This is a genomic window from Streptomyces sp. CA-288835, from assembly GCF_050936385.1.
Taxonomy (GTDB): Bacteria; Actinomycetota; Actinomycetes; order Streptomycetales; family Streptomycetaceae; genus Streptomyces.
In genome coordinates this window covers 998,403-1,023,651 of sequence record NZ_JBNJMW010000001.1, presented here as the reverse complement: position 1 = coordinate 1,023,651, position 25,249 = coordinate 998,403, and the positions used below count along the sequence as shown (strand labels likewise).

At 70.7% G+C, this 25,249-nt stretch carries 20 protein-coding genes and 1 pseudogene; 3 read left to right on the top strand and 18 right to left on the bottom strand.

Translation table 11 applies throughout. The features are described 5' to 3' along the window. Nucleotides 1-16: 16 nt before the first annotated feature. From ACQEVY_RS04815 to ACQEVY_RS04805, 3 genes are all read right to left on the bottom strand, one after another. Nucleotides 17-877: a sulfurtransferase gene (locus ACQEVY_RS04815; RefSeq protein WP_432945132.1), complete on the bottom strand. Its 861-nt coding sequence runs from the start codon at nucleotides 875-877 to the stop codon at nucleotides 17-19. Further along, complete coding sequence (locus tag ACQEVY_RS04810) at nucleotides 874-1,620, bottom strand: alpha/beta hydrolase (RefSeq protein WP_432945130.1); 747 nt, start codon at nucleotides 1,618-1,620, stop codon at nucleotides 874-876. Before ACQEVY_RS04810 ends, ACQEVY_RS04815 begins: the two co-directional genes overlap by 4 nt. A 198-nt stretch (nucleotides 1,621-1,818) precedes the next feature. After that, nucleotides 1,819-1,980, bottom strand: a complete 162-nt coding sequence (locus tag ACQEVY_RS04805; protein ID WP_432945128.1) for a hypothetical protein — start codon at nucleotides 1,978-1,980, stop codon at nucleotides 1,819-1,821. 96 nt (nucleotides 1,981-2,076) lie between these two features. On the opposite strand from ACQEVY_RS04805, the gene ACQEVY_RS04800 reads away from it, so the two are divergent. Then, nucleotides 2,077-2,958: a LysR family transcriptional regulator gene (locus ACQEVY_RS04800; RefSeq protein WP_432945126.1), complete on the top strand. Its 882-nt coding sequence runs from the start codon at nucleotides 2,077-2,079 to the stop codon at nucleotides 2,956-2,958. Between the two features lie 97 nt (nucleotides 2,959-3,055). Here the strand turns inward: ACQEVY_RS04800 and ACQEVY_RS04795 are convergent, their stop codons facing one another. The 14 genes and pseudogenes from ACQEVY_RS04795 to ACQEVY_RS04730 all read right to left on the bottom strand — a co-directional run bounded on the left by ACQEVY_RS04795 (nucleotide 3,056) and on the right by ACQEVY_RS04730 (nucleotide 19,179). Next, nucleotides 3,056-3,478, bottom strand: a complete 423-nt coding sequence (locus ACQEVY_RS04795; RefSeq protein WP_432955061.1) for a nuclear transport factor 2 family protein — start codon at nucleotides 3,476-3,478, stop codon at nucleotides 3,056-3,058. Nucleotides 3,479-3,483: 5 nt separating this feature from the next. Next, nucleotides 3,484-4,290 carry an MBL fold metallo-hydrolase gene (locus tag ACQEVY_RS04790; RefSeq protein ID WP_432945124.1) on the bottom strand — a complete coding sequence of 269 codons (807 nt, stop codon included), beginning with the start codon at nucleotides 4,288-4,290 and terminating at the stop codon, nucleotides 3,484-3,486. Between the two features lie 59 nt (nucleotides 4,291-4,349). Beyond that, nucleotides 4,350-4,472: pseudogene (locus tag ACQEVY_RS04785) on the bottom strand (DsbA family protein); the annotation flags it as partial. Between the two features lie 187 nt (nucleotides 4,473-4,659). Beyond that, entirely contained in the window at nucleotides 4,660-5,190 is a 531-nt protein-coding gene (locus tag ACQEVY_RS04780; protein ID WP_432945122.1) for a MarR family winged helix-turn-helix transcriptional regulator, read from the bottom strand. A 68-nt stretch (nucleotides 5,191-5,258) separates the two neighbouring features. Further along, nucleotides 5,259-7,217, bottom strand: a complete 1,959-nt coding sequence (locus ACQEVY_RS04775; protein ID WP_432945120.1) for a DUF2264 domain-containing protein — start codon at nucleotides 7,215-7,217, stop codon at nucleotides 5,259-5,261. Nucleotides 7,218-7,251: 34 nt separating this feature from the next. After that, on the bottom strand, nucleotides 7,252-8,232 hold the full coding sequence (locus ACQEVY_RS04770; protein ID WP_328773951.1) for a hydroxyacid dehydrogenase: 981 nt from the start codon (nucleotides 8,230-8,232) through the stop codon (nucleotides 7,252-7,254). An 83-nt stretch (nucleotides 8,233-8,315) separates the two neighbouring features. Beyond that, complete coding sequence (locus ACQEVY_RS04765; protein WP_432945118.1) at nucleotides 8,316-9,185, bottom strand: carbohydrate ABC transporter permease; 870 nt, start codon at nucleotides 9,183-9,185, stop codon at nucleotides 8,316-8,318. Next, nucleotides 9,182-10,159 carry a carbohydrate ABC transporter permease gene (locus ACQEVY_RS04760; protein ID WP_432945116.1) on the bottom strand — a complete coding sequence of 326 codons (978 nt, stop codon included), beginning with the start codon at nucleotides 10,157-10,159 and terminating at the stop codon, nucleotides 9,182-9,184. Before ACQEVY_RS04760 ends, ACQEVY_RS04765 begins: the two co-directional genes overlap by 4 nt. Nucleotides 10,160-10,168: 9 nt before the next feature. After that, on the bottom strand, nucleotides 10,169-11,479 hold the full coding sequence (locus tag ACQEVY_RS04755; protein WP_432945114.1) for an ABC transporter substrate-binding protein: 1,311 nt from the start codon (nucleotides 11,477-11,479) through the stop codon (nucleotides 10,169-10,171). Between the two features lie 187 nt (nucleotides 11,480-11,666). Then, complete coding sequence (locus ACQEVY_RS04750; protein WP_432945112.1) at nucleotides 11,667-12,782, bottom strand: LacI family DNA-binding transcriptional regulator; 1,116 nt, start codon at nucleotides 12,780-12,782, stop codon at nucleotides 11,667-11,669. 248 nt (nucleotides 12,783-13,030) lie between these two features. Beyond that, nucleotides 13,031-14,434 (bottom strand): UDP-glucose dehydrogenase family protein, encoded by a 1,404-nt coding sequence (locus ACQEVY_RS04745; RefSeq protein ID WP_432945110.1) that lies wholly within the window; start codon nucleotides 14,432-14,434, stop codon nucleotides 13,031-13,033. 194 nt (nucleotides 14,435-14,628) lie between these two features. Further along, nucleotides 14,629-15,804: a right-handed parallel beta-helix repeat-containing protein gene (locus ACQEVY_RS04740; RefSeq protein WP_432945108.1), complete on the bottom strand. Its 1,176-nt coding sequence runs from the start codon at nucleotides 15,802-15,804 to the stop codon at nucleotides 14,629-14,631. Further along, nucleotides 15,791-17,749 carry a right-handed parallel beta-helix repeat-containing protein gene (locus ACQEVY_RS04735; RefSeq protein ID WP_432945106.1) on the bottom strand — a complete coding sequence of 653 codons (1,959 nt, stop codon included), beginning with the start codon at nucleotides 17,747-17,749 and terminating at the stop codon, nucleotides 15,791-15,793. Before ACQEVY_RS04735 ends, ACQEVY_RS04740 begins: the two co-directional genes overlap by 14 nt. A 200-nt stretch (nucleotides 17,750-17,949) precedes the next feature. Then, nucleotides 17,950-19,179 (bottom strand): glycosyltransferase family 2 protein, encoded by a 1,230-nt coding sequence (locus tag ACQEVY_RS04730; protein WP_432945104.1) that lies wholly within the window; start codon nucleotides 19,177-19,179, stop codon nucleotides 17,950-17,952. Nucleotides 19,180-19,751: 572 nt separating this feature from the next. Between ACQEVY_RS04730 and ACQEVY_RS04725 the strand changes: the two genes are divergently transcribed. Continuing rightward, nucleotides 19,752-20,903: an acyl-CoA dehydrogenase family protein gene (locus ACQEVY_RS04725; RefSeq protein WP_432945102.1), complete on the top strand. Its 1,152-nt coding sequence runs from the start codon at nucleotides 19,752-19,754 to the stop codon at nucleotides 20,901-20,903. Between the two features lie 130 nt (nucleotides 20,904-21,033). Here the strand turns inward: ACQEVY_RS04725 and ACQEVY_RS04720 are convergent, their stop codons facing one another. Beyond that, nucleotides 21,034-21,249 (bottom strand): hypothetical protein, encoded by a 216-nt coding sequence (locus ACQEVY_RS04720; protein ID WP_432945100.1) that lies wholly within the window; start codon nucleotides 21,247-21,249, stop codon nucleotides 21,034-21,036. A gap of 184 nt (nucleotides 21,250-21,433) precedes the next feature. Between ACQEVY_RS04720 and ACQEVY_RS04715 the strand changes: the two genes are divergently transcribed. After that, nucleotides 21,434-25,249, top strand: coding sequence for an XRE family transcriptional regulator (locus tag ACQEVY_RS04715; protein ID WP_432945098.1), 3,816 nt, complete (start codon nucleotides 21,434-21,436; stop codon nucleotides 25,247-25,249).

Below are 25,249 nucleotides of genomic sequence, written 5' to 3'. Positions count from 1 at the left end.
GGGGAGGGAGGGCGGTTCAGTACGGTCGTTCGCCCAGTACGGCAGGGCGGTTCGAGTCGGCGGACCAGGCGGACCATGAGCCGGGGTACAGCGCGGCGGGGATTCCGGCGTGGGCGAGCGCCGCGATCTGGTGGGCGGCCGTCACGCCGGAACCGCAGTAGACCCCGACCTCGATCGCGTCGTCGGCGCCCAGTGCGGTGAACCGCACGGCGAGCTCCTCCGCGTCGCGGAAGGTGCCGTCGGGGTTGAGGTTGTCGCCGGTCGGGGCGGACAGGGCGCCGGGGATGTGCCCGGCACGCGGATCGACCGGCTCGCTCTCACCGCGGTACCGCTCGGCAGCGCGGGCGTCCAACAGCACGCCGTCGCGGGCGACTTCGGCCGCCGTGTCGGCGTCCAGTACCGGCAGCCGTCCCGGGCTGAGCACGATGTCGCCCGGCGTGGGTGTGTCGGGCTCTCCGGTCTCCGTCGGCAGCCGGGCCGCGCGCCAGGCGCCCAGCGCCCCGTCGAGCAGGGTCACGCGCTCGACTCCGGCCCAGCGCAGCAGCCACCAGGCACGGGCGGCGGCGGTGTTGCCGTTGTCGTCGTACACGACCACCGGGCGGTGCGCGGTGACACCCCAACGACGTGCGGCTGCCTGGAGTTCGGCCGGGTCGGGAAGGGGGTGGCGGCCGTCTTCGGGGGTGGGCGGCGCGGCGAGTTCGGTGTCGAGGTCCACGTATACGGCGCCGGGGATGTGTTCCTTGAGGTAGTGCTCGCGGCCGTGCGGGTCGCCGAGCTGCCACCGCACGTCGAGGACGAGCGGTGCCGGATCGGCGGCGTCGCCGATGCGCAGCCGGGAGTACAGCTCCGCCACGCTCGTTAGGACGGGGGCGGTCATGCGAGGTCCTCCCGAGTGGCGATGGGTGCGAGGGCGTGTCGCCCTCGGTCCGGGGAGAGCCGCAGCCGCTCCAGGAACAGCACGACGGTCGCGGCGGCCGTGCGGTGGGTGAGGTCGTTGAGGGCGTCGTGCCGGGTCCCGGCCAGGCTGACCAGTTCCACGCCGGGCAGTGCCCCATAGGCGCGGCGGGCGTCCGGGAGCGGGCTGACCGTGTCGTCGGCGCCGTGCAGGGCGAGTACGGGGAGGAAGATGCCGTCCAGCGCGGGCAGTTCGGCCGGGGGCGTGTCCGCCAGGGCGCCGCGGCGGAGCGCGGCGTCGGAGGAGAGCTTGCCGCGGTGGGTGGGGCAGGCGGTGCGCTGGTCCAGTTCGTCCTCCCAGTCGCGCGCCGTCGCGGTGGCGTGCGGTGCTGCGGGCAGTCCGGCAAGGATCAGGGCGTCCAGGCCCGGGGTGCCGTGGGCGGCGAGTTGTGCGGCGTACAGCGCGCCGGTGTCGGCGCCGACCAGCACCCGCGGGCCCGGCAGTGTCTCGTCGCGCAGCAGCTTGGCGGCCTCGTCCAGGACCGCGTCCGGGTCGAGGGCCGCGTCGCCCAGTGCCCGGACGCGATAACCGTCGGCGGCGATACGGCGGCCGAACCGCTCGTACACACCGCCGTGTTCACCGCGGCCGGGGAGCAGGACGAGGGTGCCGCGCGGGGCGATTCCTGGCGGTTCGTCCCAGGCGTGGACGGACTGAGGGGAGTTCATGGTGACTGACTCGATTCGTCGTGGGCTGGGGAATGGCTGACGGGCGGGGGAGCCTTGGTGGGGGTGTCCCGGAGGCCATCCGGTGGGAGAGCACACACGGCGCAAGCCCGCGCGGCGCCGGAGGCGTGCGGGATCAGCTCAAGGACGGGTTCGGCTCAACGGAGAGACGCGCGTGGGGAGTTGCGCGCGTGCGTGGATTCAGCGACAGCGCATGGTGACGGCGCGGCCGAAGTCGACCACGCGGCGCTGGGTCAGCCAGATGCCCGCGCCGCAGCACACGGCCGACCCTGCGGCCGACGGCCGGGGTCCGGTGCTCTCGGGGCGCGACCCGTGGGCCGGCGCGTTGGCTGTACGCAGCATGTGCTCAGCATGCAGGAGCCAAGCGCCGTACGTCCAACGACGATTCGCCATCAAAATCGATCAGGATCCGTAATCAATGGGTGCTAGCGTGCGCCCATGCGACCGGTTCTGGACATCGTGGCGTTGCGCAGCCTGATCGCCGTCGCCGACTACGGCGGCTTCCACCGGGCCGCCGGCGCCCTCGCGCTCAGCCAGTCCGCGGTCAGCCAGCATGTGCGCAAGCTGGAGAAGTCGTTGGGTCGCCCCGTCGTCGAACGCGACGGCCGCAGAACCCGGTTCACCGCGCACGGCACCCAACTGCTCGAAGAGGCCCGCCTGATCGTCGGCGCGCACGACGCGGCGGTACGCAGGCTTCTGGGCGAGGACGGCGAACGGGCGGCCCCCATCGTCATCGGCGCCACCGAGCACGGCGCCGACCAGATCCTCCCGGTGCTCACCGACGCCGTACGGGAGGTGCGGCCCGGTGCCGAAGTGCGGGTGCGGATCGACCGCTCCGTGCGGCTGACGGAGGCGGTCGACCGTGGCGAGGCCGACCTCGCCGTCTACGTCACCGAGGCGACGGCCACGGCGGGCACGCCCGTGGGCGGACTTCCCCTGCGCTGGTACGCCGCCCCCGGCTGGCAGCCGCCGGCCGCCCCCGCCCCGCTGCCGCTGGTCGCCATCAACGAACCGTGCGTCATCCGCCGCCGCGCCCTCACCGCGTTGGCCGCCCACCACACTCCGGCCACCGTGGTCGCCGAAGCCGGATACCTCGCGGGCGTCCTGGACGCCGCCCGCGCCGGGCTCGGCGCCGCGCTGCTCGCCGTACCCGGCGGCCAGCACCCGGAGGGGCTGACCCCGGTCGAGAGCCTGCCCGCCCTTCCCCCGGTCCGGCTCAGCGCGCGCCCCCGGCACGGCGCCGACCCCTCCGTGACCGGCGCCGCCATCGAAGCGGTCCGCGCGCTGCTCACCGCCTGCGAAACCGACTGGGCGGCCTGACCGCTTCGCCGGTCCGTCGGGGGGTGGCTCGAGAGCGCCGCCAGGAAGTCCAGCAGATGAAGTCGCGGCCCGTCCCGAGGAAAGGCTGGACCGACACCTACCCGCGCATGGCGTCGCGTACGAGGGCGGTGTCGACGAACTGCTCGAAGCGGACGATCAGGCCGCCGCGGACCACGAAGTGGTGGGCGACGCGTACGTCGATCGGCTTGCCGGTGGCCTTGTTGGTCGCGCTGTAGCGGGCGAGGACGACGACGTTCTCTCCCTCGACGACATAGGTGTCGTCGTGCGCGGTCCAGCCGTCCCACTCCTTGCCCAGCTGCTCCATGACGTGGGAGGTGACCCCCTCGGGGGTGCGGTAGGTGCCGGCGAGAGGGAAGCCTGCCATCTCCTTCCACTCCACGTCCGGCGCGAGGGTGGCGCGCAGGGCCTCCAGGTCGCCGGCCGCGGAGGCCAGGTACTGGCGGCGGACCACATCGGCCGGGGCCGTGGAGGTCGCGAAGTCGGTGTGCTCGTACGTCATGACGTTCAGCCCCACTTCATCTCGCCCTTGGCGACCTTCGCCCCGATCTGGGCGGCGATCAGCATGCCGTTGCCGGGGTAACGCTTGACGAGTGCCTCGGTCAGCGCGGCGCCGTCGGCCGCCTTGCCGGACTCCTCCTCGAAGGCGACGAGGTAGTCGCGGGTGGCGGTGATGGCGGAGGCGTCGGCCGCCGTGCCGGGCAGGCGGTGGCCGGGGACGACCAGCTCCGGCTGCAGCGAGGCCATCTCGTCCAGAAGCTCGATCCAGACGGAGCGGTCCTCGGGGGTGGGGGTGTCGGCGACCCAGACATGCTCCTGCTGGAAGAGCAGGACGCCGCCGAGGAGGGCACGGTGCTCGGCCTGCCACAGGTAGTGGCGGTCGGGCAGGCCGGCCGGGCCGCCCTTGAGCTCGAAGCGGTGGCCTTCGAGGGTGAGGTCGCCGGTCAGCGGGGTGAGGTCCACCAGGCGGGTGGGCAGGTTCGGGCCGAGGGCCGCCCACGCCTTGAGCTTGCCCTCGTAGGAGTGCTGGATGTGCTCGATGACGATCGGGGTGGCGACGAAGGTGGCGTCGGGGAAGGCGTCGGCGAGGACTTCGGCGCCGAAGTAGAAGTCGGGGTCGCCGTGGCTGACGTAGACGGTGGTCAGCTGCTTGCCGGAGTCGAGGATCTCGGCGGCGAGGCGGTGACCGTCGGCGCGGGTGAAGGCGGCGTCGACCAGCAGTGCCTCTTGCTCACCGGTGATGAGCGTGGCGGTCTTGTTCTTGCTGCCGGCCGGGAAGTCGAGGTCGAGGACCTTGAAGGAGAGGGCGCTCATGGGGGCTCCTGTGGGGATGGAATTCAGTGGGTGCGGGCGGTGGTCAGGGCCGCCAGTCGCCACAGACCGCCGGAGACCACCTCGACCGGCAGCTCGGGATGACTGGAGACGGTCTCGCGCAGGGTTCCGGAGAACCCGTGCGACCAGCCGCAGTAGGCGTCGAAGACGTAGACGAGTTTCATCGAATGTCCCAGCAAGGGTGTGGCGCTCGCCGAATGCGAGCGATTCGACTGAGAAAACAGTAACTGACTCGTCAGGTATTTCTCTACCTGGATGACGCCCGCCACCCCTCGGCCCCGCTGTCAGCGCATCAGTGCATCAGCGAAGCCGCACGGCCGCAGCCCGCACGGCCGCAGCCGGAGGGGCCGCTCAGGGTAGGCGGGGCAGCTCGTCCCGTGCGGAGTGGCTCAGGATCCGCAGGTCCTCGGCGAACCGCTCCCGGTCCTCGGGAGGCAACGGCGCCAGGAAGTAACGCCGGATGTTCTCCACGTGCAGCCGGGACGCCCGCACCGTGGTCTCTTCCCCCAACCGGGTCAGCCGGACCAGCCGCCCGCGCCTGTCACCGGGATCCTCGGCGCGCTCCACCAGCCCGGCCGCCTCCATCCGGTCCACCAGACGCGTCGCCCCGCCCGTGGTCAGCACCTGTTCCTGGGCGATGGCCCGCATCGACAGCCCGGGATCGCCCGCCCGCCCGAGGACGAGCAGCACCTCGAACATCAGATGACTGATGCCGCACTCCACCTCCAGCGACCGCCCGAGGATGTACTCCAGCCGGTTCGCCGCCCCCTGCAACCGCCCGAACGCCAGCACCAGCGCATTGTCCGCGGCCTCCTTCGGCGACGAGATCTCCGTTGGCTCTCCCACGTTCCCCCCACCCGACTGGTCTTCTGCACGACGCATCCACTGATCATGCCTCGTGCGGGACCTGCCTCACACCGAGCCGCCGCCGGGGCCTGCGCGGCCTGCCGTCACGTCCGCACCTCGGTGACCGTAGGGAGCGTGAGCTCGCCATCGCCGAAGTCCACGACCGTACGGGTCCCGTCGGCCCAACGCACGGTGACGGTCAGGCCGTTCACCTCGGCGCTGGCCTGACCAGCGAGCGGGGCCACGCCGCCTTCGCCCGTGAGGGAGGCCAGGGCGACGAACACCGTCGAGGCCGAGTCCTCGCCGACCGTCCCGGTGAGTTCGGGGACCAGGGCCCAAGGACCGTACGCCGTGCCCTGTGGGGCGCGGACCGTGCTCTGCGTCTGCCAGCCGTGCAGGCCGAGCAGTTGACTGGTCACCTCCGGCCCGGCGAGACGTAGCTCCGCGGCCTGCTGGGTCTCCGCTTCGGCGGTGGCCTCCGGTGACAGGGCGACGGCCCAGCCGCTGTGGTGGATCAGCGTCCCGGCCGGTACGCCGACGGTGCGGTGCACGCGCAGTTCGAGCCTGCCGCGTGCCAGTGTCAGGCTCTCAATCCGGACCGAGGGCAAGACAGGGCCGTCCTCCGGGAAGACCGGCCGGTGCCAGGAGGCAAGCCAATTCGGGCCCGCCGCAAGGGGGTTGATGCGGATACGGGCGCTTCGAGTGCCGCGGACTGTCAGCGCGATGTGGTTGTCGGGGGTGTTGGCGGCGCTCGTCGGGCCGGTGCGCGTGGAGTACGCGAGGCGGGCATAAAGCGGGTTGCCGGGGGCCCGCTCCGGCTCCCCCGAGAGGAGTTTGTAGCTGCCGTGGTTGTGCAGGCGTACGAGTCCGTCCCGGGCCGTGGTCTGGATGAGCAGCCCGGGGGCGGGCAGGGCGAGTGCGCGGTCGGGGCCTTCTGAGGGAGCCTTCTCCTCGGTGGCCGTCCACACCGGGTCCTCGGGCGGGAGAAGCAGTCCCAGGAAACCCTTCGACGCCCAGTACGGGGAGCCGGGCCCCGAGTAGCGCTGGAGCGTGGCCTCGTGCGGCCCGTACCAGCCGAGGCTGAGGATGCCGTCGTCGGTGAGCGCGCCGCGGTCGAGGAAGTGGCGCAGCGCGCCGCTGAGGATGCGGCGCGTGACGCCGGGGGCGAGTGGCGTCGCGCCAGTGAGGGCGCCGAGGGCCACGGCTGCGACTGCCGCGAAGCGGTACGTCAAGGAGCGGCCGTGGTGGATGGGGGCCCCGTTCGCGTCGAAGAGCAGGGCGAAGCCCTCGAGGAACTCCCGTAGTCGCGGGCCGAGTTGGTCGAGCAGCGCCCGGTCACCGGCGAGGTGGGCGTGGAGCAGCGGGTACATGTGCAGGGCCCAGCCGTTGTAGTGGTCGAAGGCCCGGCCGTCGCCGTCGGAGTACCAGCCCTGCCCCTGGTACCAGCCCTCCAGCAGACCGAGCCCGCGCTCGATCGCCCCACGCGTCTCGGCGTCGCCCCGCCCGGCGGACTCCAGGAAGCCCGCGACGGTCAGCGGGAACAGGTACCAGTTGTTGGGCGCGGGCGTGTGCCGCAGCGCGCCGCGCAGCCACTCCTCCACGCGGTCCTGGTCGTCGGCGGGCAGCGTGTCCCAGGTCCACGGCGCGGTCAGCCGCAGCGCCAGCGCCACGGAGGCGGACTCCACCATGGGCTGGCCCTGGATGTTGTGGTGGCCGATCACCGGCCAGGACTCCAAGTCGCCGCGGCCCGGGGTGCGGGTGCCGCGCGCGAGCCCGGCCGTGTAGCGCTCCAGGAAGCCGTGCGGATCCTTGCCGGACGCTCCGGCGGTACGGAACGCCGCCAGCAGGAACGTACGGGCGAAGCCTTCCAGCCCGTCCGAGCGCACCCCCGACTTCGAGGGCGGGCCCGGCAGGTCGATCAGGGCCTGGCCGGGGGTGGCGTAGCGGAGGACGGCCGCGAGCAGCCGGTCGGCGGTGGCCTCCCAGTGGGCGCGGGTGTAGCCGGTGTAGGGGCTCAGGGTGCGGTTTTCGGCGGGCAGCGGATGCTCTGACACTCCAGCCACGTCTCCTGTTCGTTTCCGGCTCCGGCGGACGCGCTCAGGCGAGCCGGGCCAGATGTTCGGGCCGTACGGGATGGGCGAACGGGCGGCCGAGGGCGTACGACTCGACCTCGGCCAGCGCCAGATCGGCGAGACGGCGCAGCTCGCCGCCCTTCGAGCCGGCGATGTGCGGGGTGACCAGGACGTTGGGGCAGTCGAACAGCGGTGAGTCGGCGGGTAGCACCTCCGGCTCGGTGACGTCCAGGATCGCGTTCAGCCGCCCGGAGACCACCTCGCGGGTGAGCGCGGTCTGGTCGACGACGGCGCCGCGCGCGGTGTTGATCAGCGTGCCGCCCGTGCGCAGCCGCGCCAGCAGATCGCGGCCGACCATGCCGCGGGTCTCGGGCAGCAGCGGTGTATGCACACTGACGACATCGCTCTGCTCGAACAGCTCCGGAAGCGCGACCGGCTGCGCCCCGAGCGCACGCGCCTCGGTGGGCGTGACGTACGGGTCGTGAAGCAGCACCGTCAGATCGTGCGGGCGGAGCAGGTCGATGACGCGGCGTCCGATGATCGAGGCGCTCAAAATGCCCACGGTTTTACGGTAGTTGCCCGCGTCGGGGTGGCGTTCGTTCCAGTCGATGCGGCGGCGCTCGGTGCGGTAGACGCGGGCGGTGTCCAGGACCCGCTTGTTGGCGAGCAGGATCATGGCGAGGGTGTACTCGGCGACCGGCACGGCGTTGGCCGCGGCGGCCGACGACACCGCGAGGCCGCGGTCCCAGCAGGCGGGCGTGATGTGGTGGCGTACGGTCCCTGCAGTGTGCACGACCGCGCGCAGCCGGGGCGCGGCATCCAGGGCCGCCGCGTCCAGGGGCGGGCAGCCCCAGCCCGTGATGAGCAACTCCGCGTCGGCGAGCGCGCGGTGCGCGGTGGGCGTGGTCAGGTCGTCCAGGACGAGGTGCGGATCGATGTCGGTGAGGGCGGCGAGACGGGTCCGTACATCGGTGTCGAGGACCTGTTCCGCGGTCTTCTTCGCCATGGCCAGTACGGCGCACGGCCGGGGCCGGGGGGCGGGATCGGTGACGTGGGTTTCCGTACGGTGCAACTGGCGCTCCCTGCTGGTCACTTGACGCTTCCCGCGGTCAGTCCGGACTTCCAATAACGCTGCAAGGCGACGAAGGTGACGATCAGCGGGACGACGGCGAGCAGCGAGCCGATGACGACGAGCGGGTAGTACTCGGGGGAGACGGTGGCGGAGCTGTTCCAGGTGTAGAGCCCGAGGCTGAGCGGATACAGGTGCTGGTCGGACAGCATCACCATGGGCAGGAAGAAGTTGTTCCAGATCGCGGTCAGCTGGAACAGGAACACGGTGACGAATCCGGGGCCGAGCATGCGCAGGCTGACGCGTATGTACGTCTGGAGTTCGCCCGCGCCGTCCACGCGGGAGGCCTCCAGCACCTCGTTCGGTACGTAGCCGCTGCTGAGGATGCGGGCGAGGTACACGCCGAAGGGGTTGAACAGGACCGGGATGAAGACCGCCCAGAAGGTGTTGACCAGGCCGATGCCGGACGCCACCAGATAGAGCGGGAGGGCCAGCACGGTCTGCGGGACCATGACGCCGGTGAGGACGAGCCCGAACAGCTTCTCCTTGTGCCGGAACTCGTACTTGTCGAAGGCGTACCCGGCGCTGACGCTGATCAGCGAGCCGACGAGGGCGCCGACGACCGCGTACAGCAGGCTGTTGAGGTACCACTCGCCGTAGAGGCCGCCGTCCATGGCGAACAGGTCGGAGAGGTTCTGGCCGATGGAGAAGTCGCTGAGCGAGAAGATGTCCGAGCCGAACAGGGCGTCGGCGTTCTTGGTGGAGGCGAAGAGCAGCCACAGGGCGGGCAGCAGGGTGTAGAGGGCGGCGATCAGGACGACGACGTTGGCGACGCTGCGGCTTGTGAGTCTGCTCGTGGCGATCCTGCCAGGGGTGGTGGTCGTGGTCATCGAGCGCTCCGTTCCCTGCGGCCGGCCCAGCGCGTCACCGCGTACGACAGGGCGCAGGTGACGATGAGGAGGATGACGGAGGCCGCGGAGGCCAGTCCGTAGTTGTTGCGGCGGAAGGCCGCGTCGTAGATGTACATGTTCAGCGTGAAGCGGGAGTTGACCATCGGCGTGGCCTGGTTCATCAGCATCGGCTCGGTGAACAGCTGCAGCGCGGCGATCAGGGAGAACATGCACACCATGAGAACGGAGCTCCTGATGATGGGCACCTTGACCAGCAGCGCCGTACGCACACCGCCCGCACCGTCGATACGGGCCGCCTCCAGCACCTCGCGCGGGACGGCCTGCAGCGCCGCGTAGAAAATCACCATGTTGTAGCCGAGGCCGCTCCACAGCGCGATGTTGACGATCGACGGCAGCACGGTGTGCAGTCCGAGGAAGTCGATGGTGATGTCGGCCTCGGCGAAGAGCTTGATGACCGGGCTGAGGCCGGGGGTGTAGAGGTACAGCCAGATCACGGCGGCGATGATGCCGGGCACCGCGTGCGGCAGGTAGAGCAGCATCTGCGCGGTACGGCGCAGCCGGACCAGGCCCGAGTCGAGCAGCAGGGCCAGCGCGAGGGCGCCGATGACCACGGCCGGGACGAAGATCACGCAGTAGAGGGCGACGCTGCCGAACCCGGCGAGGAAGCTCGGGTCGCTCAACACCGCGATATAGCTGCGCAGTCCGGTGAAGACGGTCTCCCCGCCGCCGAACCCGAGGCCGTCGTGGTCCTCGGAGAAGAAGCTGAGGCCGATGGCGTAGCCGACGGGGACGAGGAACACGGCGACGAGCAGTGCCGTGAACGGAGCGAGCAGCGCGACGGTGGCGAACGTCTGCTGCCGGCGTCCGGCGCGGCGGGTGCGGACGGGGCTCGCGGCCGGCGGTGCTGTGCCGGTCCGCTTGCCCCGCTTTCCTGGGGTTATCACTGTGCTCACGGCTGCACCTCAGTGGGTAGTGACCGACAGGCCGAGGCTCTTCAGATCGGGCAGGGTCTTGCTCTGCGCTTCGCGGAGGGCGTCCAGGACGGTGCCGCTGCCCGCACCGGCGCGCGCGAGCCCGTCGTCGCCGGAGCTGATCGTCGACACCATGCGCGGCCCCCACTTCCAGCGGGGGTCGATCAGCTCGGCTTCCTTCTCGAAGAGACCGAAGATGTCCTGGCCCGAGAAGTAACTGGTGTCCATCTCCTTACGGGCCACCGGCACCAGATCGGGCACGGACGGAGACGCACTGCTGATCCCGCTGGAGAGCTTGGCGCGCAGCGCGTCCGCGCTGGTGATCATCCAGGAGATGAACTCCAGGGCTTCCTTGGGGTGGTTGCTGTCCTTGGTGACCATGAAGGTCGAGCCGCCCTGGGTGCCGAGAACCGGCTTCTTCAAGTCCCACTGCGGCAGGGGAGCGATGGCCCACTTGCCCTTGCCGCCCGGTGTGGAGGCCATCATCGAACCCGCCGCCCAGGCGCCCGCCAGCCAGCCCGCCGTCTCACCGCTCTGCAGATGCGCCCGCCACTGCTGGCTGGACGCGGGCTCGACCCGCACCAGGTCGTCGTCCAGCAGGCGCTGCCAGTACGCGGCGACCTTGCGGGTGGGCGCGTCGTCCATCGAGATACGCCACGTGTCGCCGGAGGTGTCGTACCACCGTGCGCCCGCCTGCCAGGCGTAACTGGCCAGGTAGAGCGTGCCGTTGGTGGTGAAGAGGCTGGCGATACGGGAACGGGGCTGGGCCTCCTTGAGCTTGCGGGCCGAACTCTCGAACTCCGCCCAGGTCTTGGGCACGGGGATGTCGTGCTCGGTGAACAGGTCCTTGCGGTACAGGAAGACCATCGGCTCGATGTCGACCGGCACGGCGTAGGTGCGCCCGTCGAAGGTGGTGAGGTCCATCGCCTGCGGCATGATCCGCCGGCGTACGGACTCGGGCAGCATCGTGGTGATGTCGCGGGGCACGCCGTCGATGGCGAAACCGGGTAGCTGGGGGTACTCGATGGTGGCGACATCGGGGGCGTTGCCGGCCCGCGCGGCGTTGCTGAGCTTGGCCCAGCCGCCCTGGTCGCCCGAAGGGACCTGCTCGAAGTCGACCTGGATCTTGGTGTGAGTGCGGTTGTACTCGTCCACCATCTCCTGGCTGCCGCGCAGCGGTGACCAGAAGCTGAGGCGAACCGGCCCGCTCTCGGCGGTATCGCTGCCGCCGGAGGCGGAGCAGCCCGCCAGTAGCAGGGTGAAGATCATGAGCAGTACAGCCGGGCGTCCTCGACCAGGCATGGGCCCTCCCGCGTCCTTGCTGGGGTTATGGGCATCCTGACCGCTGACAGAAAAAAGCGTCAATACATCGAACAGAAGAAACTGAATCGGTCAAACGCTCACGATGTGTCGAGGAGGCATCCGGCGGGCCGCTGAGGAGTCCTCCGGCGGGCGGCTGGGTCGCCGTCCGCGCCGCTCGGCCGCTACTTCAACTGCTCGACCGTCGACCTGTCTTGGACGCGGGCGCGACGGCCGTGGACTCCCTGATCACCAGGCCCGGCAGCAGCTCCAGATGACGGGTGGCACCGGGACGCAGACCGTCGCGCGCCGCGTCGAGCCGGCGCAGCAGCAGGTCGATCCCGCTCCGGCCGAGCTCCGCCTTGGGCGGGGCGACCGCCGTCAGCGGTACGGGCCCCATGTCGGCGACCACATCGTTGTACGCGACCACCGAGCAGCGTCCCGGCACATCGATCCCCGCCGCCTGCAGCCGCTGCACCAGCACCAGAGCGTCCCGGTCGCTGTGGATCAGCACCGCCGTCGCGCCGCTGTCGCCCACGACCTCGGCCAGGTCCTCCGCCCGCGGGTCCGCCACGCTCGGGTCCGGTCCCGCGGTACGCGAGCTGAGGATCGTACGGCAGCCCTCGGCCAGCCCCCGTGCGGCGGTCTGCTCGGCGAACTCGGCGCGGATCACGCGTGCGGTGGGGCTGTCGTCGCGCGCCGCCAGTACGATCCGCCGGTGCCCGAGGTCGGCCAGGTGCCCAAGCGCCAGATGTACCCCGTACGCGTGGTCCGAACGCACGCAGTCCAGCGAGTAGATCCCACTGGTCCGCGCCGGACGCCGCTCCACCAGCACCGTGGGCACATCCAGCGCGGACAGCCACGAGTGGTCCGCCTCCGCCTCGGCCTGCGTGCGCCAGTGCGGCGACAGCAGCAGCCCGCGCGCCCCCGCGTCCAGCGCCTGGCGCACCGCCTCCCGCTCCGCCCCGCGCTCGTCGGCGGCGAGGTGCAGGGCGAGCCGCAGGCCGGCCTTCTCCGCGGCCTCCCGCGCCCCCTGCACGGCCTCGGTGAGATAGGTGTTCCGCTCGGAAACGACCATGGCGACCGCGTCACCCCCCGCGGCACTCACCTCGGGCACCGGCCGCAGCGAACGCGCCACCCCGTGCCCGCGGCGCACCTCTCCGCGCTGCGCCAGCTCCTCGACATCCCGCCGCACGGTGACGACGGAAACGCCGAGCTCGTCGGCAAGATCGGTGATCCGCGCGACACCCCGGTCCCGCACCACCTCCGCAATCCGCTCCTGCCGCTTCTGCGCCGACTCCCGCATATCCCCACCGCTTCCGTCCGCGTCGGCCGCACCGCCGGGGCGCGAGCGCGCGGCGGCTTGCGCGATCGAATTCGCACAATGGGGCCATGATAGCGATCAATCGATCAGAAGGGGGCGGGGTAGTTTCAGGAGCGCCTCGGGCGGTCTCGGGTGTCCGTCACATGCCGGAGGCGGCTTCATGGCGAAGCCCGGTCGGGTCCGACATCCGACCGGGCTTCGGTGCTGCTGTGGCTGACCGCGCGGTGGGGTCAAGGGCGGCCCAGGGCCCGGTACTCCCAGCCGGCCGCGCGCCACTGGGACGGGTTCAGGGCATGGCGGCCGTCGACGATGCGGCGGTGGGACACCACGGTGGCCATGGCGTGTGGGTCGATCTCGCGGAACTGGGTCCACTCGGTGAGCAGGACCACCACGTCCGCTCCGGCGGCTGCCGTGAGGGCGTCGGAGCCGTAGGTCAGTTCCGGGAAGGTGCGGCGGGCGTTCTCCGTGGCCGCCGGGTCGACGACCGTGACGTGGGCGCCCGCTTGGTGCAGGGTCCGGGCCACGTCCAGGGCGGGGGCGTCGCGGATGTCGTCCGAGTTGGGTTTGAACGCGGCGCCGAGGGCGGTGATGCGGGCGCCGGCCAGGTCGCCGCCGACGAGTTCGCGGACCAGGTCGACGGTGCGGGCGCGGCGGCGCTTGTTGATGGCGTCCACCTCGCGCAGGAAGGCGACGGCCTGGCCGACGCCCAGTTCCTCGGCGCGGTGGCTGAAGGCGCGGATGTCCTTGGGCAGGCAGCCTCCGCCGAAGCCCAGGCCCGGCTTGAGGAAGCGTCCGCCGATCCGGTCGTCGTAGGAGAGCGCCTCGGCCAGGCCCGTCACATCGGCGCCGGTGGCCTCGCAGACCTCGGCCATGGCGTTGATGTACGAAATCTTGGTGGCGAGGAAGGAGTTGGCGGCGACCTTGACCAGTTCGGCCGTGGTGAGGTCGGTGACGACCACCGGGGTGTCGCGGGCGATCACGGGGGCGAACGCGGCCCGCAGCCGTTCCTCGGCCCACGCCGACTCCGTGCCGAAGACCAGCCGGTCGGGGCGCAGGGTGTCGTCGACGGCGTAGCCCTCGCGCAGGAACTCCGGATTCCAGGCGAGTTCGACGTCGGTTCCCGCGGGGGCGACCCGCTGCACCAGTTCCGTCAGCCGTGCCGCGGTGCCCACCGGCACCGTGGACTTGCCGACGACCAGCGTGCGGCGGCGCAAGTGCCCCGCGAGTTCGGTCACCGCGCTGTCGACGTAGCGCATGTCCGCCGCGTCGGAGCCCTTCTGCTGGGGGGTGCCGACGCAGACGAAGTGGACGTCGCCGAAGTCACCGGCCTCCGCGAAGTTGGTCGTGAAGCGCAGCCGGCCGGAGTCCAGAGCCTTGGCCAGCAGTTCGGGCAGGCCCGGCTCGAAGAAGGGGACCCGACCCGAGTTCAGCCACTCGACCTTGACCGGGTCGACGTCCACGCCCAGGACCTCGTAGCCCAGGACAGCCATGCAGATGGCGTGCGTGGCGCCGAGATAGCCGGTGCCGATGACGGTGAGTCGGGGGACGGGGGCGCCGGAGACGTCGAGTACGGCGGCCGTGTCGGCGTCGGGTCTCAGGGCGCTGTCCGGCCCCGGGTCGGTGGCGAGGGTCATGGCGTGCTCCTTGTGAAAGGTGAGGGTGGTGCTCGCTTTGGGCATGGGTGGGCCGGCACAGGGGCCCTTCGGCCGGCGGCTGCGGTGGCTCCGCGGGCACTGCGTGGAAGCGGTGTGCGAGTGTTCTGTCGGACCGTCAGGAACCATCAGAAACCGTCAGGAACTGGCTGGACTGTCAGGAATGGGCTGGACCGTCAGGAACCGGCGCAGTCGACGTTGGCCAGGCCCTCGGCCGCCCCCTCCGCCTTGTTGTCGCAGGCGACCTTGTTGCCCTCGACGGGGGTGAGCTTGAAGCCGTAGCCGGGTCCGTTCACCTCCGCGGTGTTGCCCTTGAACGTGTTGTCGGTGCCCCAGCCATCGATGATCTCGTGGGTCTGGAAGCCGTCCTCGAGGGCATTGCGGCCGGTGTTGCTCTGGATCAGCCAGCCGTTGCCCTTGACGTCGACCCAGGAGTCGTTGTGGGAGCCGCTCAGACGCGAGCCGTCGAAGGTGTTGCCGATGACCTTGCCGCCGCTGGTGCCCTCCTTGATGTCGATGGACTCGGCGGTCGTGGCGCTGATGTCGTTGCCGCTGATCACATTGCGGTCGCTCGCGTCGGGCTTGCAGTCCGAGACGGTGCACCAGTTGGACTCGGCGGAGCCGATGTAGACGCCCTCGCCGAACTTCTCCTTGCGCTGGCCGGTGTCGCGGACCGTGTTGTTCAGCACCATGTTGTCCGTGCTGAAGTTACGCAGATGGATGGCCTCGTCGCCGATCTGCTCGACCGTGAGGCCCTGGATGACCGAGCCCTGCACACGGTCGGCCATCACACCCTTCTGGCTGTTGCGGACGGTGAAGCCGACCAGGCGCCAGTGGGCGGCCCCGTCCAGATGGAAGCCGTAGCCGCCGTCGGTGCCACCGCCGTCGATCACCGCACCCGGGCCGCCACAGACGAAGACCGGCTGGTCCGCGGTGCCCGGAGTGGTGGCCTCGAAGCGGCCCTCGTACGTGCCGTCAGCGAGCCCGATGCTGTCCCCGGGCCCGGCGTCGGCCAGGGCCTCCTCCAGCGAGTCGGCGTCGTTCACCGAGACGGTGGCCGCCGGGCAGCTGACCTCCTTGGCTGACCCCGCGCCGCCGCCGGACGTCGCGCCCGGAGTGGACCCGGTGGCGGGGGTGCTGGGCGGCGCGGACGGTTCGGCGGTGTCCGTCGGCGCGTCGTCCTTCGAGGCAGTCGGCTTGCGGCTGGTCGCCGTGGGGCCGACCTCACCGGTGGCCCCGGCCGTGCCCGGGGTGGACGAGTCCCCGCCGGAGGTCAGGGCGACGATGAGGGCGATCACAGAGCAGATGAACGCCCCCGTGGCCAGCCACAGCACGCGGTTACCACTGGTCATGCGTCATCACCGGAACCCGGTTGTGTGGATGCTGTTGGTTCTGTGAGTGGTTTTGGCTCTGTGGGTGGTGTGCGGCCAGACGGATCTCCGTGGGCGGAGGAACCGGCAGGGGCTGCTTGTCGGCGTAGGGGTGGGCGCGTCCGCGGCGGCCTCGTCCCCGGCTGCCGTGCCGTCGCTGCCCCATCACCGCCGACAGGAGGATGAGCAGCAGGATGAAGGCCCACAGCAAGGTCATCGGGCTGGCGTAGTGCCGGAACTTGGTCCAGAAGGAACTGGTGTCGTGCCAGGCGAAGGTCTGGTTCTTCTTGATGTCCATGTCGCCGCCCGCGCGGACGGTGTCCACGGCGCTCGGCCCGACGCCGGCGATGACGTTGTACGAGATCGTCGAGCCGCCGACGCCGCCCACCATGGAAACGCCGTGGTTGGTGGCGTCCTGGACGGTGTTGCCGCGCACCTCGGCGACCGAGTCGCGGATATAGACACCGGTGTCGGCGTTCTCGACGATGTTGCCGGTGATCTGCGCCGCCGTCACGCCGTCGCGCACCGAGATGCCCTGCCGGATCTGGCCCTTGAGACGGTTCCCGGTGATGGCCACCTTCGAGGCGTCCTTGCGGGCGACGATGCCCATGTCACCGCCGCGGACGTTGTTGTTCTGCACGCCGACGTCCACCCCGCCGAGGATTTCGATGCCGTAGCGGCCGTTGTCCTCGGCGGTGCTGTTGGAGACCGAGTTGTTGCCGTAGCTGCTGATGGACTCGCCGGAGGCGGAGGGACCGCTCGCCAGGGGCCGGCCGCTGAGGGTGAAACCGTTGCCGCCGTTGCCCCGCGCGGTGGATCCGGTGACCTGGACCTGCTGGGTGGCGCGGGCGAGGACGAAGCCGTTGCCGCCGTTGTCCTTGGAGAGGGTCCGTTCCACGTCGGCGTTGGTGACGTAGCGATGCAGTACGAGGCCGTCCTGGAAGCTCTTCAGCACCTTGGTGTCGGTGATGCTGACCCCGGTGGCGCCGGAGATGAACAGTCCGTAGGTGTTGCCCGTGACCGTGGAGTGGTCGACCTCAGCCGACACATACGACATGTCAGGCACGGTGAACCTGCTGTCCGGTGTGGTCAGTTCGCCGGGCGGTTGGGCGAGCACACCGCCGCTGCTGGGCGTCTGCTCCGCCTCCTCCTCCGCTTTGTCGGCGGCCTCCTCCCGCTCGCGCTGGTTGAGGTCGTCGCCGGTCGGGGTGTCCGGGCCGTCGATGTTCCCCGTGTCGGGACGGTCGGTCCCCGTGAGGCTGAGACCGCCGGTGCGGCCGCTCCAGAAGCCGAGGTCGCCGACGGTGGCGTACTTCATGTCGAACTGGCCGCCGATGGCGCGGATGTAGGCCCGGCCGTCCCGTACGTCGGTGTCCGGCTTGTTGGTACGGGTGTCCCAGCTGCCGATCTTCATCTGCGCCTGTGCGGTGCCCTCCAGGGTCAGCCGGCCGCCGAAGGAGACGATGGAGACGAAGCCCTTGTTGCTGCTGGCCATCCGTACCGTCAGGCCGCCCGGGTTGGACAGTTTCAGCTTGGCGCCGGCGTTGAGGTAGAGGTTCTCGGTCAGCAGGTAGGAACCGTCGCGCTTGCGGACGAAGGTCTGCGGGGCGAGGGAGAGCAGATCGGAGATGCCGTACGGCTTGGTGCGCCCCGTGAGCACCAGCGTGTAGCCGCTGCCGGTGTCCAGCCGGTACGGCTTCGACCACTTGGCGCCCTTGAGCGGGGCGACCGCGGCGACGGCGCGGACCTGGTCAAGCCGTTTGTCCTCGGCGGCGACCAGGGCCGCCTGAGCCTCGGACTCCTCGGGGGTGAACGCCTGTTCCTCGCTGTCCTCCGCGGCGCCGGCACGGACTCCGGCCGGCACACTCTCCGCGACGACCGTCTTCGGCGCGGCATGGGCGACGGGCGCGGACCCGAGGACCGCCACGGCGACCAGGGGCAGGGAGGCGGCGGCTGCCGCCGTGCCGCGCAGCGTTCGGAAGGCGTGAGCGGTTCGCAGGACGGCTCCCGGTGAGAATCGAGAGCGGTGTCCCGGCCCGCGGGCGGTCCGCTCTGTCTGAAGTGGTGCCTGGTGGTCTCGCTGAGGGTGCGCCTCGTGGTCTCGCCGAGGCTGTGCCTGATGGAGTGTCACGGCTGGAACACTCCCTCGCGGTGGCCGCCGGCGGGCGGCCGCTGGGAACCGTTGCCCGAAAGGGACGCGGCACTCTGGCCTTCGCCGCCGACACTGGTGCTGGAGCGGGTCAGCCAACCCTGCTTGTTCATGGTGATGAAGGCCCACAGCTTGATCGGCAGGGAGATCATCACGACCACGAGGGCCAGCAGCGGAAGCAGCAGCAGCTCCTGCGGATGCCTGCGCAAGTGCGAGTAGCCCCGGATACCGCGCCCCACGAAGAGCCAGATCAGAACCAGGACCACCCCGCGGCCGGTCAACTCCAGCCGGCTGAGCAGCAGATAGCCCAGCGCCATGCCCATGGTCACGGGCGTCAGCAGGATCTGCAGCACGGTGATCTTGGTGACCAGCGGGACCCGCCACAGCCAGCCCTTGTGGATCGCCGTCAGATAGCAGCGGTAGGAGTTACGGCTCCAGCGCACCCGCTGCTTGACGAAGGCCCGGAACGAGGACGGGAACATGGACAGCGCCCGCGCACTGCTCTGGTGCACGGTCTTGTACCCGGAGGCCAGCACCAGCCAGGTCAGCCGGCCGTCGTCGCCGGCGACGCAACGCCGGCCGAGGAAGAACTCGTTCTCCAGGTTCTCCAGAACGGGCTCTATCGCCGCCCTGCGGTAGGCGGCGGTGCGGCCGGACAGACACGCGACGGCACCGGCCCGGCCCATGGCCGGCACATAGTCGTAGTAGCGCAGGTTGACCAGCCAGTCGGCGATACGCCGCCACACACTGCTCCGGCGCATGAAGACGTTCTGCTGGGTGCCGACTCCGCCGACCTTGGGATCGATGAAGGGCATCTGCACGGCGTCGAGCAGCCCCGGCTGCCAGCGGGTGTCCGAGTCGACCAGCACCACGAGTTCGCAGTGCGCGGCCCGGATCCCCACACCCAGCGCGGACCGCTTGCCCCGGTGCTCGAACGCCAGCACCCGCACCCGCCGGTCCTGCACCTCGGACAGCCTGCGGATCACCTCGTGGTCCTGGACGTCGGGGACGATGATCACCTCGTCGGGCCCCTGGGCCAGCCAGGTCTCCAGACAGTCGAGCAGGATGTCCGGGTCCTCGCGATAGGCGGGGACCACGACGGAGACCGAAGTCCGGTAGTCGTTCACGACCGGCGTGGCAAAGCGGGAAAGGATCGCCCGGTAGAGCCAGAGCCCCCAGACGAACGCCCCGGCGATACCCAGCGGCATCACCTCACGCCACGACGTCTCCCCAACCGCCGCAACGATCCATGACCAAAAAGCATCGAAGTACTCCGACATCAACAGGTCCCCCCAGGAACGCACCGGGACTGAGCAAGATCCCAAAAGTGCGGAGTGCCTCATATATGGCGGGGACTCTAGAGGGGTATCCATCGTTCCTTCACAGCAGAAACACAAACGTCACCGGAGCTCTGGCGGCGGGCGGGGTGAAGGGTGGCCGCCCGGGGCGGGATTTGGCGACGGGAGAGGGGCTGTTTTTAGCCGCGTGTACATGACCTAACGGATAGCCATATGCCCTTGCATGCAGGGAAGTTACCTGAGGTAGCAGGCATTGCATCTGTTGCCGTGCATGTCGGGCGGGATTGGCGAGGAGTTCGGTGACATCCGAGGTGGATGTGGCGCAAGTCACAGCAACGTAATCGTCATCGGTGGCCGCGGCGGCCCTCCGTGTTACGCCCGTCGACACCCGGAAGGTATGGGGGTGGAACTGGCCTGCATCCGCTAACATAGAATAATTAGCTAGATGAATCGGCGGATTTAGCAAGCTGCGAGGAGTGGCCGTGGACTTCGGGCTGACCGACGAGCAGGACCTGTTGCGCGCGACGGCACGGCAGTTCGTCGCAGACGTCTGCCCCGCCGAGAAGGCGAAGGAGTGGGACGAGGGCGCAGTCGTACCGCCCGAACTGTTCGCGGGCATGGCCGAACTCGGCTGGTTCTCGCTGCCGTTCGCCGAGGACGAAGGCGGTGACGGCGGGGGACCGCTGGAGCTCGTCCTGATCGCCGAGGAGCTCGGTCGGGCCAGCTTCGACGTGGCCATGTGCTACATCGGCGTACTCATCCCCGGCATCACCGTGTTCCGCTGGGGCAACGAGGAACAGCGCCACTTCATCCGCGACCGCGTCATGACCGGACGCCACCGACTCGCCGTCGGCCTCAGCGAACCCGACAGCGGCTCCGACGCCGCCGCGTTGCGCACCACCGCCGAAGACCACGGCGACCACTTCCTCGTACGCGGCCAGAAGGCCTGGTGCACGGGCGGCGGACTGCCGGACACCACCATCGCGACGTACGTGCGTACGGGCCCCCGCGAGCCCAAGCACGGCGGCATCAGCCTGCTGCTCGTCGACCCCAAGACCGAGGGCGTCGAGGTGCGGCGGACGCCGACCCTGGCCCGGCACATCCTCGGCACCAACGAGGTCTTCTTCAACGACGCCCTCGTACCGAAGGAGAACCTGGTCGGCCCGCGCGACGAAGGCTGGAAGGTCATGCTCTCCAACATCGAGCTGGAGAAGGTGATCATCAGCGGCGGCTATCTGGGCGCCGCCCAGGCCACGTTGGACGAGATGCTGGAGTACGCACGGACCCGGCACGCCTTCGGCCGCCCGATCGGCAACTTCCAGTCCCTCGCCCACGCCATGGCCGACCTGCAGACCGAGATCGACTCCGCCCGCCTGCTCGCTTACCGCGCGGCCTGGCTACTGGCCCAGGGCAAGCCCTGCACCAGGGAGGGCTCGATGGCCAAGCTGAAGGGCTCGGAGACATACGTGGCCGCCGCACGACTGGGCATGCAGGTCTGCGCGGGCCACGGCTTCTCGACGGAGAGCGTGATGAGCTTCCGCTACCGCGAATCCATCGTCGCCACGATCTCCGGCGGCACGAGCCAGATCCAACGCAACGGGATAGCCCGCAGCATGGGTCTGCGGTCCTACTGAGTGCGGAGCTATCTCAACAACCCGAAACGGCTCGCCAGTTGGCCTGGCGAGCCGTCACGAAGGATCGAGACTCAGCAGCTGTACAGCTCAATCTGGTCGGTGATGTTGTCCCGGTAGCGCTCGGACCGTCTCAGGACCAGTGCTGGGTCGTGCCGCCGTGGCAGCCCGCCGTGCGGAGCCCACGGTCGCTGTCGTCCAGACAGCGGCCCGTGCCGGCGTTCTTGAACGTCTGCGGGGCAAGCACGGCGACGTCCCCCGCGTCCGCCGCCATGGCCTGCGTGCTCAGCTCACCGCTCAGCGCGAGCGCGCCGCCCGCCGCCGCGAGTACGAACCTGTTTCGCCTCATCTCTCGTCTCCTCCCATGGAGCCCGGGCCCTGCGCGGAGTGCCGCCGGGCCGTTCGCCCCCAGGTGTAGCGGCCCACGAGTTGTTCGCGTTCGGTCACTGGTGCCGAAGAGATAAGTCCTGAAAAATGTGACGGTCGCAGCGACCACTGCGACACGGGGGAAACCACGCGGGGGAGGTGCGGCGATGCCGCGCAAGGAGCGACCGCTGGACGCGGAAAGCGGTCCATTACTAGAACTGGCCGCCGGGCTACGGCAGTTGAGGCAGAAGGCCGGCAACCCGCCCTACCGGGAGCTGGCGAACAAGGCGCACTATTCGATCTCGACCCTGTCCTCGGCGGCGTCCGGCCAGCGGCTGCCCACACTGGCGGTGACGCTGGCGTACGTACGCGCCTGTGACGGGGACCTGGAGGAATGGGAGCGCCGCTGGCGGGAGGCAGCGGAGTGCCTGGGCAGCGAGGCGCACACCGACCCCGACTCGGCGGAGGCGTGCGGCACGCCCCCGCCCTACGCCGGTCTGCGCTCGTTCCGTGAGCAGGACGCGGAGTGGTTCTTCGGCCGGGAGCGGCTGGTGGAGGAGCTGGCCGAACGGCTGGAACGACAGCGGTTCGTGGTGGTGATCGGGGCTTCGGGTTCGGGGAAGTCGTCGCTGTTGCGGGCGGGACTGGTGCCGCTTCTGCGGCCCGTGGCGACCACGGTGGTACTGACGCCGGGGCCGCGGCCGCTGGAGGAGTGCGCCGTGCGGCTGGGTGCGCTGGCGGGAGTCACGCCGGGCGGACTCTACGAGGAGTTGAGGGAGGACCCGGCGAACCTGGGCCGGGTGGTGCGACAGGCGATCGCTCGTTCTGGAGCTGACGAACTGGTCCTGGTCGTCGATCAGTTCGAGGAGACCTTCACGCTGTGCCCGGACGACACCGAGCGGAACCGCTTCATCGCGGCACTGGTCACCGCCGCCTCGGCCGAGACCGGCCGCTGCCGGGTGGCCCTGGGCGTACGCGCCGACTTCTACGCACACTGCACCCACCACGCGCCGCTCGTGGAGGCGATGCGCGACGCGCAGGTGCCGGTCGGGCCGATGAGCCTGGACGAACTGCGCCGGGCGGTGGTGAAGCCGGCCCAGCAGGCCGGACTGACCGTCGAGGGCGCGCTGTTGGCCTCGCTCACGGCGCAGGCGCACGGCCAGGCCGGAGTACTGCCCCTGCTGTCGCACGCCCTGCTGCAGACCTGGCGGCGACGACGCGGCAACGCGCTCACCCTGGCGGCGTTCGACGCGGCGGGCGGACTCGAGGGCGGCCTTGCGCGCACCGCCGAGGACTTCCACCAGCGCCTCGACCCGGAGCAACGGAAGCTGGCCCAGGGCGTGTTCATGCGGCTGACCGCACTGGGGGAGGGGACGGAGGACACCCGGCGGCCGGCGCGCCTGGAGGAGCTGGACGGGCTGGCCGGGGCCGACGGCGGGGACGTAGGCGCCGTACTGGATCGCGCGGCCGCGGCGCGGCTGCTGACCGTAGACCGTGAGCGGGTGGAGCTGGCCCATGAGGCGCTGATCCGGTGCTGGCCCAGGCTGCACGGATGGCTGACCGAAGACCGGGAGGCCGTACGGGCCCTGCGCCAGCTCACCGAGGCCGCCCAGGCATGGGAGGCGCTGGGCCGAGACCCCGGCGCGCTGTACCGCGGAACCCGCCTCGACCTGGCCACCACCCTCGAACGCGCGTCCTTGTCCGCGCGGGAGCGGGAGTTCCTCGACGCGAGCCTCGCCGCCCGCGCGGTGGAACGCGCGGCGGTACGGCGACGCGCCCGATTCCGGCACGGCGCGCTGGCGCTGCTGACCGTACTGCTCGTGCTGGCGAGCACGACCGCGGTGTTCGCCGTACGGGCGCAGCGGGCGGCGGACCGGCAGCGCGACGCCGCCAGTTCGCAGCGTGCCGCCGAGCGGGCGGCGGCACTGCGGGCGGCCAACCCCGCGCTGGCCGCCCAGTTGAGCCTCGCCGCCTACCGACTGTCGCCCACCCCCGAGGCCCGCGGCAGCCTGCTCAGCGCCTTCGCCACCCCGTACGCCACGCAGTTGCCCGGCCAGGCGAGCGCGGTCAGGGCGATGGCGTTCAGCGCCGACGGCCGCGTGCTGGCCACCGGCGACAACGACCGGACCGTGCGCTTGTGGGCGGCCTCGGATGCTCACCGGCCGCGGGAGTTGAGTACGCTGCCGCGCTTGCCAGGTCCTGTGCGCGCGGTCGCCGTCAGCCCCGACGGCGGTCTTTTGGCGGCGGGAGACGAGCTCGGGACGGTCGGGGTGTGGGACATCGGCGACGTACGGCGCCCTCGGCTCGCGGCACGCCTGCCGACCGGTGTGGGCGCGGTTGTCGGAATGGGCTTCGCTTCCGGCGGGCGGACCCTGGTGACAGCCTCGGCCGGCGAGATTCGGCTGTGGCAGGTGTCGGATCCCCGCCGCCCACGTCCCCTTGCCGCGGTCCGTGCGACCGCCGACGTGACCGCGATGGCGTTCCGCCGGGACGGGCGCATGCTGGCCACGGGCGATTCCGACCGTACGGTGCGGCTGTGGGAGGTGACCGATTCGGGCGGGCGCCTGCGGAAGCTGCCGCCCGCGACCGGTCACAGCGGCGAGGTCAAAGCACTCGCGTTCGCCCCGGACGGCCGCACGCTGGCGACCGGCAGCGCCGACTTCACCGTGCGGCTGTGGGACGTGGCCGGGCCACGCAAACCCCACGCGACGGAAGTCCTCTCCGGGCACACCGACGCGGTCAACGCCGTGGGCTTCACCCCCGACGGCCGCACCCTGGCCTCCGCGGGCATCGACGGCACCGTACGCCGCTGGGAACTGACCGGCCCCGGCCCCATCCGCGAACCGGCCGTCCTCAAAGGCCATACCGGAAGCATCGGATCGCTGGCGTTCAGCCCCGACGGCCGCACCCTGGCCACCGGCAGCGAAGACCAGACCACGCGCCTGTGGGACTTTCCCGGTCCGGCCATGACCGGCCACACCAGCTCGGTCTACTCCGTCGCCTTCAGCCCCAACGGACGCCTGCTTGCCACCGGCAGCTACGACCGCACCGTACGCCTGTGGAACCTCGCGAACGCCCGCCGCCCCCGCGAACTGGCCCCGCTCACCGGCCACACAGAAGCCGTCAACTCGGTGGCCTTCCGGCCGGACGGACGCGTACTGGCCAGCGGCAGCGCCGACGGCAGACTACGGCTGTGGAGCCTGGGAACACCGCGAACTCCCCAACTCCTGACCGCTGTTCCCTGCCGCATCGGCCACGTCAACTCGGTGGCGTTCAGCTCCGACGGCCGCACCCTCGCCACCGGCGGCGAGCAGGGCGGCGTACGGCTGTGGGACACAACAGACAAGCGGCATCTGCGACTTCTGGCCGCACTGCGCGGAAACAGCGCGGTGGACTCCGTGTCCTTCGCCCCCGACGGACGCACCCTGGCGGTGGCCACCCGAAACCGTACGGCCCTCCTGTGGAACGTGGCCGACCGACGCCAACCCAAACGTCTGGCCGTCCTCTCCGGCCACACCGACGCGGTGAAATCGGTGGCGTTCAGCCCCGACAGCCGCACCCTCGCCACCGGCAGCGAAGACCGCACCGTACGCCTGTGGGACCTCACCGATCCGCACCACCCGCTGTCCCGGGACCGGCTGGCCGGCTACACCGACGGCGTCATGTCCGTCGCCTTCGCCCCCGGCGGGCGGACGCTGGCCGCCGCGAGCTCCGACCACACCGTACGGGTGTACGGCCTGACCGGTCGCGGTGCCGCCCGGGAACTGGCCCTGCTGGCGGGCCACACCAAACCGGTGGACACCCTCGCCTTCAGCCCCGACGGCCGCACCCTGGCCACCGGCAGCGAGGACTGGACCGCCCTGCTGTGGGACCCCGACGTCCGGCGCGTGGCATCCCGGATCTGCGACACCGCCACCCCGACCATCACCCGCGCCGAATGGCGGCAGTACTTCACTCAGCACAGGTACCGCCCACCATGCTGA

Coding starts and splice junctions, on each gene's coding strand:
- ACQEVY_RS04770 (WP_328773951.1), bottom strand. CDS start 8,232: ATGGCGAAGAAGACCGCGGAACAGGTCCTCGACACCGATGTACGGACC.
- ACQEVY_RS04750 (WP_432945112.1), bottom strand. CDS start 12,782: ATGCGGGAGTCGGCGCAGAAGCGGCAGGAGCGGATTGCGGAGGTGGTG.
- ACQEVY_RS04720 (WP_432945100.1), bottom strand. CDS start 21,249: ATGAGGCGAAACAGGTTCGTACTCGCGGCGGCGGGCGGCGCGCTCGCG.
- ACQEVY_RS04790 (WP_432945124.1), bottom strand. CDS start 4,290: ATGAGCGCCCTCTCCTTCAAGGTCCTCGACCTCGACTTCCCGGCCGGC.
- ACQEVY_RS04815 (WP_432945132.1), bottom strand. CDS start 877: ATGACCGCCCCCGTCCTAACGAGCGTGGCGGAGCTGTACTCCCGGCTG.
- ACQEVY_RS04810 (WP_432945130.1), bottom strand. CDS start 1,620: ATGAACTCCCCTCAGTCCGTCCACGCCTGGGACGAACCGCCAGGAATC.
- ACQEVY_RS04715 (WP_432945098.1), top strand. CDS start 21,434: ATGCCGCGCAAGGAGCGACCGCTGGACGCGGAAAGCGGTCCATTACTA.
- ACQEVY_RS04730 (WP_432945104.1), bottom strand. CDS start 19,179: ATGCCGCTGGGTATCGCCGGGGCGTTCGTCTGGGGGCTCTGGCTCTAC.
- ACQEVY_RS04795 (WP_432955061.1), bottom strand. CDS start 3,478: ATGACGTACGAGCACACCGACTTCGCGACCTCCACGGCCCCGGCCGAT.
- ACQEVY_RS04755 (WP_432945114.1), bottom strand. CDS start 11,479: ATGCCTGGTCGAGGACGCCCGGCTGTACTGCTCATGATCTTCACCCTG.
- ACQEVY_RS04805 (WP_432945128.1), bottom strand. CDS start 1,980: ATGCTGCGTACAGCCAACGCGCCGGCCCACGGGTCGCGCCCCGAGAGC.
- ACQEVY_RS04745 (WP_432945110.1), bottom strand. CDS start 14,434: ATGACCCTCGCCACCGACCCGGGGCCGGACAGCGCCCTGAGACCCGAC.
- ACQEVY_RS04765 (WP_432945118.1), bottom strand. CDS start 9,185: ATGACCACGACCACCACCCCTGGCAGGATCGCCACGAGCAGACTCACA.
- ACQEVY_RS04800 (WP_432945126.1), top strand. CDS start 2,077: ATGCGACCGGTTCTGGACATCGTGGCGTTGCGCAGCCTGATCGCCGTC.
- ACQEVY_RS04780 (WP_432945122.1), bottom strand. CDS start 5,190: ATGCGTCGTGCAGAAGACCAGTCGGGTGGGGGGAACGTGGGAGAGCCA.
- ACQEVY_RS04740 (WP_432945108.1), bottom strand. CDS start 15,804: ATGACCAGTGGTAACCGCGTGCTGTGGCTGGCCACGGGGGCGTTCATC.